General features: G+C 69.4%; 11 protein-coding genes and 1 riboswitch. Of the genes, 2 read left to right on the plus strand and 9 right to left on the minus strand.

Features of this window, described 5'->3' with window-relative positions:
• Nucleotides 1-525: 525 nt before the first annotated feature.
• Both E3T37_RS16335 and E3T37_RS16340 read right to left on the minus strand, forming a co-directional pair.
• Entirely contained in the window at nt 526-966 is a 441-nt protein-coding gene (locus tag E3T37_RS16335; protein ID WP_134368324.1) for a guanosine-3',5'-bis(diphosphate) 3'-pyrophosphohydrolase, read from the minus strand.
• Nucleotides 967-1,377: 411 nt separating this feature from the next.
• Nucleotides 1,378-1,451, plus strand: a riboswitch (cyclic di-GMP riboswitch).
• Nucleotides 1,452-1,790: 339 nt separating this feature from the next.
• On the minus strand, nt 1,791-2,420 hold the full coding sequence (locus tag E3T37_RS16340; RefSeq protein WP_134368325.1) for a VWA domain-containing protein: 630 nt from the start codon (nt 2,418-2,420) through the stop codon (nt 1,791-1,793).
• A 358-nt stretch (nt 2,421-2,778) separates the two neighbouring features.
• Here E3T37_RS16340 and ppsA point away from each other — a divergent pair, with 358 nt between their 5' ends.
• Nucleotides 2,779-5,169, plus strand: coding sequence for a phosphoenolpyruvate synthase (gene ppsA, locus E3T37_RS16345; protein WP_134368326.1), 2,391 nt, complete (start codon nt 2,779-2,781; stop codon nt 5,167-5,169).
• A gap of 122 nt (nt 5,170-5,291) precedes the next feature.
• Here ppsA and E3T37_RS16350 read toward each other — a convergent pair whose 3' ends face one another.
• The 6 genes from E3T37_RS16350 to E3T37_RS16375 all read right to left on the minus strand — a co-directional run bounded on the left by E3T37_RS16350 (nt 5,292) and on the right by E3T37_RS16375 (nt 10,159).
• Nucleotides 5,292-5,726 carry a hypothetical protein gene (locus E3T37_RS16350; protein ID WP_134368327.1) on the minus strand — a complete coding sequence of 145 codons (435 nt, stop codon included), beginning with the start codon at nt 5,724-5,726 and terminating at the stop codon, nt 5,292-5,294.
• 26 nt (nt 5,727-5,752) lie between these two features.
• Entirely contained in the window at nt 5,753-7,006 is a 1,254-nt protein-coding gene (locus E3T37_RS16355; protein WP_241975900.1) for a maleylacetate reductase, read from the minus strand.
• Between the two features lie 7 nt (nt 7,007-7,013).
• The gene (locus tag E3T37_RS16360) at nt 7,014-7,730 is read right to left on the minus strand and encodes an alpha/beta hydrolase (RefSeq protein WP_134368329.1); all 717 of its coding nucleotides are present in this window, start codon (nt 7,728-7,730) and stop codon (nt 7,014-7,016) included.
• A gap of 9 nt (nt 7,731-7,739) precedes the next feature.
• Nucleotides 7,740-8,714, minus strand: a complete 975-nt coding sequence (locus tag E3T37_RS16365; RefSeq protein WP_134368330.1) for a ring-cleaving dioxygenase — start codon at nt 8,712-8,714, stop codon at nt 7,740-7,742.
• Nucleotides 8,715-8,835: 121 nt separating this feature from the next.
• Nucleotides 8,836-9,036 carry a hypothetical protein gene (locus E3T37_RS16370; RefSeq protein WP_134368331.1) on the minus strand — a complete coding sequence of 67 codons (201 nt, stop codon included), beginning with the start codon at nt 9,034-9,036 and terminating at the stop codon, nt 8,836-8,838.
• Nucleotides 9,037-9,097: 61 nt separating this feature from the next.
• The gene (locus tag E3T37_RS16375; RefSeq protein WP_166787194.1) at nt 9,098-10,159 is read right to left on the minus strand and encodes a sigma-70 family RNA polymerase sigma factor; all 1,062 of its coding nucleotides are present in this window, start codon (nt 10,157-10,159) and stop codon (nt 9,098-9,100) included.
• A 219-nt stretch (nt 10,160-10,378) separates the two neighbouring features.
• Between E3T37_RS16375 and E3T37_RS16995 the strand changes: the two genes are divergently transcribed.
• Nucleotides 10,379-11,296 carry a hypothetical protein gene (locus E3T37_RS16995; protein WP_166805317.1) on the plus strand — a complete coding sequence of 306 codons (918 nt, stop codon included), beginning with the start codon at nt 10,379-10,381 and terminating at the stop codon, nt 11,294-11,296.
• A gap of 87 nt (nt 11,297-11,383) precedes the next feature.
• Here the strand turns inward: E3T37_RS16995 and E3T37_RS17900 are convergent, their stop codons facing one another.
• Nucleotides 11,384-11,755, minus strand: coding sequence for a glutaredoxin domain-containing protein (locus E3T37_RS17900; RefSeq protein WP_134368334.1), 372 nt, complete (start codon nt 11,753-11,755; stop codon nt 11,384-11,386).
• Between the last annotated feature and the right edge of the window lie 362 nt (nt 11,756-12,117).

Genomic DNA, 12,117 nt, shown 5'->3' on the forward strand with positions numbered 1-12,117 from the left:
TCACGGTCTTCCAGACCAGGGCCTGAATCCGGATCTCGTCCGCGGGCACCGCCACCGGGTGGTCGCCGCCGCCTCCGGTGGCGGCGGCAACGAGTTCGGGCTCGGCCGCCTGCACCTGGTCCAGGTCGGTGCAGCGGAGCGTGGGTACCAGGGCGGTCAGGATCGAGCTCGGGCCGGGACCGGTCGGCGATCGCCGCCGCCGTCGCCACCCGCAGGGCGTCCACCCTTCGGCCGAGCTGCTCCACCGCCGCGGTCACCTGCAGCAGGCCATCGTCATCGCACCCCCGCACCCCCTGAACACCACAGCGTGGCACCCACCTCGCCCGCGAGGGCCGCGAACGCAGCAGCCACCACAGCGGCGTCGAGGGTTGCAGTGGGGTCATCCATNATTTTTCGAAGTCAGATACGACTCGAACGGCAGGTGAACGAAGGCTATTCCGTCCAGGATCTGTGGGTCGACCAGGAATTCCTTCGGTGAGACAGCGGGGAACGCTGCCTCACCCGGCCGAGTGCCCCCAGTGCCACCTAGCCGAGTGCCGCCAGCGCAGCCTCGTTCTTCAGAGCGAGCGATTCCCGAACGCTGAAGTCCAGCTGCTCCACGCGCCAGGGCTCCGAGTTGTCGGCGATGTCGGCCCGCTTCACGGCGAGCGCGATCGGGTTCTCGCGGATCGCGGCGTAGTACTCGTCGTCGCTGCTGACGTCATCCGTTCTGGTCAGTGCTTCGACTGCCGTGACCACGCCGCCGGGGATGCCGCGGGCGAGCAGGTCGTGGCGGGTGATGTCGGTGTCGTCGAGCACATCAACCAGCCAGGCGGTGGCCTGTTCCAGCGGGTCGCTCAGGCGTTCCGCCACCCGGCGGTGGTGGTCGATGCAGTCCGCGCCGAGCTTGTCGACCTGCCCTCGGTGCGCGTCCGTGGCGATGGACTGCGCAATGGCGATGAATGACTCGGATGCGGCTGACGACATGAAAACCCCCGTTGATTGTTCGAGCATGAGTGTCCGAGCTGATGACCCTGGGCAGCCGAGACAGGCAGCCTCGAGCAAGGGAAAGATTCTTTCTGGAGGTGAGAACCATCCGACCCCATGCCAGCTACGTTAGCGTGCGCCTGCGACCAGGGAAAGCGACGGCATCGCACGGGGTAACGCGCCAGTCGTGGGGGCGGGATCAGGGCGGCGCCCGGGCGGGATCCGGCCCGGACCTCAGCGCGGATCTGCTCGCAACCGGCTTGATCACAAACTGACTTCCCCTCGCTTTGGGGGTCGGGTTACCCGTAAATACCCGCGTGTCGCCCCCGAGTTCGGCAGATCCGGCGCCGCCCGCCCTGTAAGTTCATCTCAGGTGATCACAGGGTCGCTGGGTAGACGGGTCATTTACGTCAATCGCACGGGCACACTCGTCGTGAGGCGGGGTCGCAAAGGCACGGGACCTTCGGGTCAGCCGGCCTACCGAATGAACAGGATCCACATCCAGATGAGCCTCACCACACTTGAGTCCGAGATCAGAAGCGGACCTTCCGGCCCGACTCTGCGGCCTCAGGCGTGCCAAAGACTCCTGCGCACCATCGCCGACCTGGGTAGGCAGGCGATCGACGCGGAGGAAGCCGGGCGAGACTAGGGTCTCGTCCTGACGAGGCATTGCAATCGGGGTTCGATTCGGGTTCGGCCCCGATTGCATGCTCGAGGCTTTAGGCCAGTGGGGTTCTCCCCATTGGCCTTAGCTTTGCCCGCGGCACAGTGCCCGCCACTGAGTGCCCGCCACTGCGTGCCCGCCGTTCAGCGTTTGCCCCGGCTCAGCGTTCGCCCCCGGCTTCGGTGCGCTCCTCGGAGGTGAAGCCGCGCTTGTCCTTTTTGCGGACATCCGTCACGTAGCGGCCAAGGTTGACGCTCAGGGCGGCCACCTCGTCGGAGGCGGCGGCGAACGTCATCGAGCTGTCGGCGTCAAAACCGAGGTCGGCGCCGGTGAGCACGGCGTCCTGGTTGGCGCCCAGGAAGACGAAGTCCCAGCTGTACTCCCGCGTCTGCTGCGTGACAAGGGCGCGCACGGCCGCGGCGGTGTACTCGTGGCTCGCATTCTCGCCGCCGTCGGTCACGACCACGACCTGAACCGTGTCGGGGCGGGCGTGTTCCGGCAGCGCCCGGAGCGTCTGCCCGAAGCCGGTCACCGCCACCCCGATCGCGTCGTGCAGCGCGGTCATGCCGCGCGGCTCGAGTTCGACGGACACGGTGGCCGGATCGGCCAGGGTGTGGGTGTGCTCGATCTCGTCGTCGAAAGTGACGATGTCCACCGTGAGCAGGCCGGGACCGGCCGCCTGCTCGGCGATCATCGCGGTGAGTCCGCCGACCATGTCGTCACGGATGCTCGACATCGAGCCACTCCGGTCGATCACGAGCAGCAGCGCCGTGTAGTTGGGATCAGTCATCTTGTGCCTCCTGATGGGTGCCCCCGCGTGGGGAGTGATTCAGAGTCTCAGAGACCTCTGACATTGCCCCTGTGACAGCGCATCAGACGGATGCTGCGAGCGCCGCCGAACCAATTCGACGGAGATCTTGTCGTAAAACCACTCTTTCGGGCTGTCGGGGGCCGATTTGGGCAAAATCTCCGTCGAATCCGTTCGCGGGCGGAGTCGGCACCAGAGGGACGCGGACTCCGATTCAGACTCGGACGCGAGCCCGGCCTCACCTGGTCGGGTGCACCTAGCAGGCCTCCGCGGCCCGCAGTAGGTTGCCAGCACCGGGCAGAGTCAGCAATTTTGCGAGCCCGCCGATGGTGGGAGAACAATGCTCGAGAGCAGCGTGGTCTGGTTCAACGAAATCGGTCTGGCGGACATTCCGCAGGTCGGCGGTAAGAACGCTTCACTCGGGGAGATGGTGCGCAATCTCTCCAGCGCGGGCGTGCAGGTGCCCGACGGGTTCGCGACCACCGCGAACGCCTACCGGGCCTTCGTCACGGCAAACGGGATCGAACCGGCGATGCGCCACCAACTCGACCTGTTCCATGCCGGCCACGCGTCGCTCCGGGCCACCGGCGACGTGCTGCGCGAGTTGTTTTTGGGGGGTGAGTTTCCCGCGGACATCGCCGACGGCATCCGTGCCTCGTACCGTGAACTCTCGGAGAAGGCCGGGCACCCCAATCTGCCGGTGGCCGTGCGCAGCAGCGCCACCGCCGAGGACCTGCCGGATGCCAGCTTCGCCGGTCAGCAGGAGACCTTCCTGAACGTGTCCGGGGAGCGTGACCTGCTCGACGCCTGCCGCCGCTGCTACGCGTCGCTGTTCACCGACCGGGCGATCAGCTACCGGGAGGTCAAGCACTTCGACCACCTGGAGGTGGCGCTGTCGATCGGCATCCAGCGCATGATCCGCTCCGATCTGGGCGGTTCCGGGGTGATGTTCTCGATCGACACCGACAGCGGATTCCCGGGCGTCGCCGTGATCAGCGCCTCCTGGGGGCTCGGCGAGACCGTGGTGCAGGGCACCGTCAACCCCGACAAGTACCTCGTCTTCAAGGAACTGCTGGAGCAGCCCGGCTGCACCCCGATCGTGGAGAAGACCCTGGGCGAGAAGGCCCGCAAGATGGTCTACGCCAAGGGTGGCAGCGCCCGCACCCGCATGGTCGACACCCCCGACGGGGAACGGCAGTCGTTCGTGCTGACCGACGCCGAAATCGTGAAGCTGGGCCGCTGGGCCGTGATCGTGGAGAACCACTACGGCCGGCCGATGGACATGGAATGGGCCAAAGACGGCCTGACCCGGGAGCTGTTCATGGTGCAGGCCCGGCCCGAGACCGTGCAGTCGCAGGCCAGCGGAACCAAGTTCACGGTCAGCCGGTTGAGCGAGAGGGGTCCGCTGCTGGTCACCGGGGTCGCGATCGGCGACAGCATCGCCTCCGGCACGGCCTGCGTGATCAAGGACCCGGCCGACATCGAGAAGTTCATCGACGGCGCCATCCTGGTCACCGAGATGACCGACCCGGACTGGGTGCCCATCATGACCCGCGCGGCCGGCATCGTCACCGACCATGGCGGCCCCACGAGCCACGCCGCCATCGTCAGCCGGGAGCTCGGTGTGCCGGCCGTCGTCGGCACCGGTAATGCCACCAGCGAGCTGACGGATGGCCAGCTGATCACCATCTCCTGTGCCGAGGGCGACGAGGGCTACGTTTTCGCGGGAGCCCTGGCCTTCGAGACCGAGGAGATCGACCTGGGCGAGGTTCCCGAGACCCGCACCAAGGTGATGGTCAACATCGCCAGCCCCGCCGCGGCCTTCGAATGGTGGCGGCTGCCGGCCGCCGGCGTGGGTCTGGCCCGGATGGAATTCATCATCAACAACCTGATCAAGATCCACCCGATGGCGCTGGTGCATCCGGAGCGGGTCACCGACCGGGCCGCGCAGAAGCAGATCCACGAACTCACCCGCGGCTACCTCGACCCGAAGGAGTACTTCGTGCAGGCGCTCGCGCTGGGAATCGCGAAGCTGACCGCTCCGTACTACCCGAACCCGGTGATCGTGCGGATGAGCGACTTCAAGACCAACGAGTATGCGCACCTCATCGGCGGGATGGACTTCGAGCACTCGGAGCAGAACCCGATGCTCGGCTTCCGGGGCGCGTCGCGCTACTACGACCGCCGCTACCGGGAGGGGTTCGCCCTCGAGTGCCGTGCGATCAAGCGGGTGCGCGAGAAGATCGGGTTCACCAACGTGATCGTGATGGTGCCCTTCTGCCGCACCACCGCCGAAGCCGACAAGGTGATCGCGGCGATGGCGGAGAACGGGCTGGTGCGGGGCGAGCGCGGGCTGCAGGTGTACATGATGTGCGAGATCCCGGCCAACGTCATCCTCGCCGAGAAGTTCGCGACCCGGTTCGACGGCTTCTCGATCGGTTCCAACGACCTGACCCAGCTGGTGATGGGCGTCGACCGTGACGCGGAAGACCTCGCCGCCCTCTTCGACGAACGCGACGAGTCCGTGAAATGGATGATCAGCGAGGCAATCAGAAAGGCCCACGCCGCCGGAATCAAGATCGGCATCTGCGGCCAGGCGCCCAGCAACTACCCCGACTTCGCGGCCTTCCTGGTGCAGCAGGGCATCGACTCCATCTCCCTCAACCCGGACAGCTTCCTCAAGACGGTCTCCCACATCGCCCAGGCCGAGCAGGAGCTCGACACGGCGTAGGCGTACGGCGCTGACAGCGCGGCGCTGACATTGCGTCGGCGCAGCTCCTTGACGGTGCTGCGCCGACGGATGCCGGATGTCGCGGGCGCCGCCGGCGGATGCCGGTCGTCGCCCGGGCTGCGCTACCGCTCGGCCTCGTCGAACTCGTCGAGCACGGCCTGTTCGTATTCCGCCTCCGCGGCGTCTGCCCTGGCGCGGGCCTCGGCCACGCGCTCGCTGATCGCGTGCTCGGATTTGCGGAGGCGAGCTGCCTCGCTCGGGGTGGCGTTGATGAGCAGGTCCTCCAGCGTTTCGGGGTCGAGGCGCATCGCGGCCATTGCGTCCACCTCGGACCGGGCCACCGCGGCCTTGCTGCGGAGGAGCTGCAGCCGAGACTCCTGCTCGGCTTTGCGTGCTCGCTGCTCGGAGGACTGCCCGGCCGCGTGCGGGACCGGGACGATCGCCTCGGTGCCGCCGGTTTGGGTCCCGCCGGTTCCGGTGCTGCCGGCCTCGTTCGTGCCGGGTGAGGTGCTGCTGCCGCCGGCGTCGTTGTCTGTTCCGTGCTCTGCGTTGCTCATACTGTCTCCCTTTTTTCGCTGGCAGCCTAGCGCGGGAGGGCACCCGGGGAAACGGGGGCGTCGCCGCTCCAGGCGTCGTGCAGCAGCCGGGTCAGGGCTTCCGGGGTGACCGGGCGCGGGTTCGACGGCGGCGCCGCGGGCACGATCAGCGCCACCGCCCGGGTGATGTCTTCCTCCCGGAAACCGAAGTCCCGCAGCGCGGTCGGCGCGTGCAGGCGGTCGCTCAGGGCGACCAGCGACTCGACGGCGGTGGGCGGTTCGGCCGGTGTTCCGGCTGGGCCGGGCACTTCAGTCAGGTCGGCGGCGGCAGCCGCGGCCCCGAGCGCACGGGCGAGCAGCGCCTCTGCCTCGGGCGCGGCCGGCACGTTGAAGGCGACCACATGCGGCAGCACGATCGCGTGCGTCTCTGAGTGGGGCAGTCCGAACGTGCCGCCGAGAACGTGGCAGATCTTGTGGTGCAGGCCCGAGCCCGCGCTCGAGAACGCGCTCGCCGACAGGTAGGCGCCGTAGAGGGCCTCCTCCCGCGCGGCCAGGTCACCGGGGTCGTCGGCGATGAGCGGCAGGGCGTGCGCCAGCATCCGGATCGCCTCGGCGGCAATCGTGCTGCTGACCGGGTTCTTGCCCGGGGCCCAGAGCGCGTCGATGCCGTGCGCGAGGGCGTTGAGCCCGCTGGACACGCTGAGGTCGCGGGGGAGCGCCCGGGAGAGCTCGGCGTCGTAGATCACGGTGCCGGGCAGCACCCGGGGATCGAAACCGGTCGTCTTCACCCCGTGTTCGACCTGGCCCCAGACGGCGGTGGCCTCCGACCCGGAGTAGGTCGTGGGCACCGCAACGATCGGCAGGCCCTCGGCCCGCGCGACCGCCTTGGCCAGGCCGATCGCCGACCCGCCGCCGATCGGCACGAGCACGTCGATCCGGGCGTCCCGGGCGGCCTGGCGGGCTCGCTCGGCCGATTCGACCGGCACGTGCTGTACGACGTCGTCGAAGATCGCGGCCGGACGGATGCCGCCGAGCACCCCGGTCGACCGCTCCAGTTCGCGCCGGCTCGCGATCACCATCACGCGCGGGGCGTCGCTGCCGGGGGTGCTGGTGCTGCCGGGGGTGCTGGTCCTGCCGGAGGCGTTCGTGCTGCCGGAGGTGCTCGCGCTGCCCGGCAGACCGCCGGGCTCGGCGAGCACCCGGGCGAGCAGCTCGGCGGCCCGTCCGGTGCCGAAGAGCACGCGCTGCGACTGGGTGCGGTATTCGAAATCGAGCGGGGGCTGCGGGGGCTGCGTGTTCACGGGGTGGCTACGCGCCGGTCTGCGCGGGGCGGGCCAGCCAGGCGAGGGCGGCGGCGACATCCGTTGCGGCGATGCCGTGCCCGCCGTCTCGCAGCTCGTGGTCGACCTGGGCGCCGCGTGCGGTGAGCACGCCGGCCACCCGCACGGCGCTCGCGAGCGGGGCCATCGGGTCGGTGCGGCCGCTCAGCAGCAGCACCGAGGTGCGTGGCAGGTCCGTGCCGAGTTCCCGGTCGTCGAGCGGGAACATGCCCGAGAAAGCGATCACCCGGTCGAGGGCCTCGGGGTGCAGGAGGGCCGTGGCCAGGGCGATGTTCGCCCCGTTGGAGAAGCCCACGGCGATCAGGCGGCGCTCGCCGAGGTCGTAGCGCTGCCGGGCCCAGGCGATGAAACCGGCCAGCTCGCCGGAGCGGCGCACGACGTCGTCGACGTCGAACACGCCCTCGGCGAGCCGCCGGAACCAGCGCAGCATCCCGCCCTCGGTGACCCGGCCGCGGGGTGCGAGCACGGTCGCATCCGGGTCGAGTGCATCGGCGAGGTTCACGATCTCCTGCTCGTTGCCGCCGGTGCCGTGCAGCATCAGCAGCACCGGGGCCGCAGGCGAGCCCGCCCGGTAGACGTGCGGCCAGTCGAGGTCGGGCAGGCCGGCGGGCGTGCCAACGGTCAGGCCGGGGGTCTGATCGACGGGCTGCCCGGTGGCCGCTTCGGCGGCTGTGTGATCGCTCATCGGTGTTCTCTAGCCGACCGTCGCGGAGGCGGGGTTGTTCTCGGCCGGCAGCGTGATCGGCACGACGGCGCGCTCGATCTGGTCGCGGCTGGGCTCGAGCCACGGCGGCAGCTTGAGCGAGCGGCCCAGTTCGAGCAGTGGCTCGTCGATGTCGAAGCCGGGGGTGTCGGTTGCGATCTCGAACAGAACGCCGCCCGGCTCGCGGAAGTAGATCGACGTGAAGTACTGGCGGTCGAGGATCGCCGTCACCCCGTAGCCGCGCTCGACGAGCTCCTGGCGCCACTGCTCCTGGGTGGTCTTGTCGGGCACGCGGAAGGCGATGTGGTGCACGCTGCCGCCGGCGGTCAGGCCCACCTGGCCGTTCGGGTCGGCGATGATGTCCACGATGTTGCCGGGGGCGCCGTCGCCCGCGCCGACCCGGATGCGGTCGGTGGTCTCCTCGATCACGTGCATGCCGAGGTCGCGGGTGAGCACCTCGACGGTGCCGGTTGGGTCGGCGACGGTCAGCACCGAGGAGTGCTGGCCGCGCACGGCGTATTCGGCAGGCACGGATGCCGAGTCCCACGGATTGCGCGGATCGACCGTCGACGAGGCCACCAGGTCGAGCTGCAGGCCGTCGGGATCGCGCAGGGAGAGCCGTTCCTCGTCGGCGGAGCGGCGCACGAACTCGGACTCGACACCGAGGCCCTTGAAGTGGTCCGCCCACCAGCCGAGGCTGCCGGCCGGCACCGAGAACGCCGTCGAAGTGGACTGGCCGGAGCCGGGGCGTCCGCTGGCGATGCCTGTCCACGGGAAGAAGGTAAGCAGCGATCCCGGGCGGCCCGCGTCATCCCCGTAATAGAGGTGGTAGGTGCCCGGGTCGTCGAAGTTCACGGTCTTCTTGACGAGCCGAAGGCCGAGGCCGGTCACGTAGAAGTCGATATTGCGCTGCGGCGCACCCGCGATGGCGGTGACGTGGTGCAGTCCGGATGTTTGCGGAGTCATGGAATCCCTTTCTGGCGGGCCCGACGGGGCTGGCTGCGATGTCGTGTCGCGGTGACTTCTATGCAAACACATGTTTCTCGGGATTCATTCCCGCGCGACGCTCCGGGCTCCGGGCTCCGGGCTACTCGCCGAGGTCCCAGCACTGAGACGGCAGGTCGGCGAGCCACGCCGTCATCGTCTGCGCGTTCGCGTCGGCATCGTCGTTCTGGCTGCGCTCCGGCGGCGCCTGAAACTCGGCCTGGTCGCCGTCCGGACCGACCGAACCGGCTGGGACGCCAGCGGCAGCAGTGGTCGGCGGTTTCGCATCCGCGTTCCCGAACATGTGAACCCCCTCAGCCGGCGCGGTCAGACCCGCTGCCGGGGTCCGGGGCAACAATCCGACGCTACGCTCGAAGATCTTCCACCGTCAAGCATTCCGTCCAGCATCCCGCCGAACCTCCGCCGTCCAGGGGAGAGGCGTTCGACGGATGTCGCAGCCTGGCGATCGCCCTCACCTCGATCTGCCGCACCCGGTCCGGGGTCACTCCGAGAAGAGCTCCGACCTCGCGCAGGGTGCGCGGGCGCTCGCAGCCCAGGCCAAACCGCATCCGGAGCACCCGCTCCTCGCGGCCGGGGAGCGCGGACACCCTGGACTCCAGCCCTTCCAACAGCAGGGTGCGGCCCACGATGTCGGCCGGATCCATCGCCTGGGCGTCACTGACCGTGTCGCCGAACGGCATGGGCTCGGGGCCGTTGCCGAAGTCGACCCAGACCGGGGCGTCGAGGGAGCGGGGCGCACGCGCGTGCTCCCGCAGCGCCACGACCCGGTTGCGGGTGAGACCGGTGGCGCGGCTGAGCTCCTGGTTGGTGCCGTCCCGGCGGAGGCGCTGCCGGATCGCGTGCTCCTCGCGGGCGATGAGAAGGAGGGAGTCGGCGGTCTGCACCGGGAGGCGGATGGTCCGGGACTGGTCGGCCTGTGCCCGGGAGATCGACTGGCGGATCCACCAGGAGGCATAGGTCGAGAACTTGAATCCCCGGGCGAAGTCGAAGCGTTCCACCGCTCGGATCAGACCGACGTTGCCCTCCTGAATCAGGTCCGGAAACTCCAGGCCGCCTCCGACGTAGTGCCGGGCAACCGAGACGACCAGGCGCAGGTTGGCGCAGATCAGGTGCTCCACCGCCCGGGCGCCGTCGCCGGCGAGCCAGCGGAGCTCCTCGCGCAGCGACGCGGTCTCGCTGCTCTCGCTGCTCTCCGTGGTGCCGTTGCTACTGTCGCTGCCGGTGGTGCCCAGCCGCGTGAGCCTGTCCGCGGCCAGCAGCCCCACCTCGATCCGCCTGGCCACCTCGACCTCTTCCGCCGCGGTCAACAGCGGCACCCGCCCGATCTTCTTCAGGTAAGCCGTGACGCAGGTGGACGCGGAGTCGGCGGCTGCGCGGCGGGCGGGACGGGGCTTTCGGATATCCATGCCGGAACGGTAGGACGGGGCCGGCCCGGGCCGGGGCATCCGTTTCAGGCTGTGCGAAACCCGGCACCGTGGTCGCCTGTGCAGGGTGTGGGCAGAGTACGCGCCCGTGTGCAGGGCGGCAGACCCGAATGGGGCGTTTCGGAGACCGGCCAATGGGGTGACTATGAGGAGGGCTGTCCGGTTGAGCGGGCGTCCGGCATCGTGAGAAGGGAACGCATGATGAGCAATGCAGAACCCGGTGACTCCGGTGACAACTTCGATTATGGCGACAATTTCGTCGACGACGACGAATTCGACCCCGAAACCACGTTCGTTTCGCGCGACCGCTTCGACGCCGGCGATGCTCTCGGCGACGCCGTCGACGTGGCCGACGATGACGACGACCGCGAGGGCGACGAGGCCGACGACGACGAGGACGGCTACGAGGAGTACAACCCGCCGGCTGACCGGTTCCTCACCGCGCAGATCTGGTGGATCGCGAGCGAACTGGTGCGGCGGCATCCGCATCTGCGCATCTCCGGAGTCGAGGTCGATGAGGCCGCCCGACTGGTGATCGTGCACGACGAGCAGGATGGCATGAGCATCCAGTGGGACCTCGTGGGCGGCTGCAAATTCCTGGTCAACGGGGTCGTCAACAAGATCAGCTGGATCGAGATGCTGGCCGCGCTCAACCCGCACGAGATCGTCCGGCGCATCGAGGTGGCGACCGGTCTCGGCATCCCGAAGGTCGTTCCGGTCACGACCCCGCGGTCACTGGCCTACCGGGTGCTCGCGAGCGCGCTCGCCACCGCGATCAATGACCGGCACGAGTGGTATGCGGTGCCGGCGCCGATGCTGCACGACGAAGACCCCGACGACCCCGGATGCGAGTACTTCCGCGACTTTCCGACGACCGTCCGGGCGCGGGCCGAGTATGTGGCGGCGACCCTGCTCGAGTTCGAGGCGGGCAGCCGCAGCGTCTACTTCTTCCAGCCGTTCTGGGCGCTGCTGCGCGACCTTGAGCCGGTCGCGATCTTCGACGCGGCGGGGGTCATCCATACGGCCGCCGGGGCGACCGAGCTGATGCCCCTGTACGAGCGGACCGACCGCAAACTCGCCCTGACGACGGCGGGTGTGCTGGGCCCCTACCTGCCCTGATCGGTCAGGGTCCGCACCTGAGTGGTCGGGCGCCGTCCCTGGCGGGTCAGCAGCCGTGCCTGGCGGGTCAGTCGCCGTGCCTGCGGGTCAGCCGATGCGGCCGAGCTGCGTCAGCTTCGCGTGCAGCGCGGAGTCGCTCGGCTCGACGACGTGGGTGCCGTCGGGGAACGTGATCACGGGGATCTGCGTGCGGCCGCTGATCGCGTGGGCGCGGTCGGCGCCGTCCTCCACGAGGAGCAGGTCGACATAGTCGTAGTCGATGTTCAGCACGTCGAGCAGCTTCTTCGAGCGGCGGCAGTCGCCGCACCAGTCCGCGCCGAACATGGTGATGCGCGAGTCGGAGGTGGAGGTGGCGGTGGTGGCGTCTGCGAGGGCGGCGGTGTTTGCGAGGGCTGCGTCGTCAGCGAGGGCGGCGGTGTCTGCGGCGGAGGTGACTGCGGGAGCGGCGTGGTCGGTCATCCGTTCATCGTAAGCGGCCCCGCTGACTCTTCCCCTGCACGCCGCTCGTCTCTTTCCCCCCACCGCCCACCCCCCGCTCGTCTCCTCCCCCCGCCCACCGCTCGTCTCCTCCCCCCGCCCACCACTCCCGTCCCGTTAGCCACTCCCGCCCCACACCATCCCGCCGAACGGTGAGTATGGCTCGTGTTTTTTGCCAAAAGTGGGGCCGAACTCACGGCTCGGCGCGAGATGGGCGGCGACGGATGGGCGGCGAGCGGCGAGGCGGCGGCGGCGAGGCGGCGAGGCGGGGCGGGCGGTGAGGCGGGGCAGGTGGTGAGGCGGGGCAGGTGGTGAGGCGGGGCGGGCGGTGAGGCGGGGCAGGC

It is taken from the genome of Cryobacterium sp. TMT2-10, assembly GCF_004403075.1.
GTDB classification, from domain to species: domain Bacteria; phylum Actinomycetota; class Actinomycetes; order Actinomycetales; family Microbacteriaceae; genus Cryobacterium; species Cryobacterium shii.

Excerpts from the sequence above, each read along its gene's own strand:
- E3T37_RS16335 (WP_134368324.1), bottom strand. The coding sequence starts at position 966 with ATGTCGTCAGCCGCATCCGAGTCATTCATCGCCATTGCGCAGTCCATC.
- E3T37_RS16340 (WP_134368325.1), bottom strand. The coding sequence starts at position 2,420 with ATGACTGATCCCAACTACACGGCGCTGCTGCTCGTGATCGACCGGAGT.
- ppsA (WP_134368326.1), top strand. The coding sequence starts at position 2,779 with ATGCTCGAGAGCAGCGTGGTCTGGTTCAACGAAATCGGTCTGGCGGAC.
- E3T37_RS16350 (WP_134368327.1), bottom strand. The coding sequence starts at position 5,726 with ATGAGCAACGCAGAGCACGGAACAGACAACGACGCCGGCGGCAGCAGC.
- E3T37_RS16360 (WP_134368329.1), bottom strand. The coding sequence starts at position 7,730 with ATGAGCGATCACACAGCCGCCGAAGCGGCCACCGGGCAGCCCGTCGAT.
- E3T37_RS16365 (WP_134368330.1), bottom strand. The coding sequence starts at position 8,714 with ATGACTCCGCAAACATCCGGACTGCACCACGTCACCGCCATCGCGGGT.
- E3T37_RS16370 (WP_134368331.1), bottom strand. The coding sequence starts at position 9,036 with ATGTTCGGGAACGCGGATGCGAAACCGCCGACCACTGCTGCCGCTGGC.
- E3T37_RS16375 (WP_166787194.1), bottom strand. The coding sequence starts at position 10,159 with ATGGATATCCGAAAGCCCCGTCCCGCCCGCCGCGCAGCCGCCGACTCC.
- E3T37_RS16995 (WP_166805317.1), top strand. The coding sequence starts at position 10,379 with ATGAGCAATGCAGAACCCGGTGACTCCGGTGACAACTTCGATTATGGC.
- E3T37_RS17900 (WP_134368334.1), bottom strand. The coding sequence starts at position 11,755 with ATGACCGACCACGCCGCTCCCGCAGTCACCTCCGCCGCAGACACCGCC.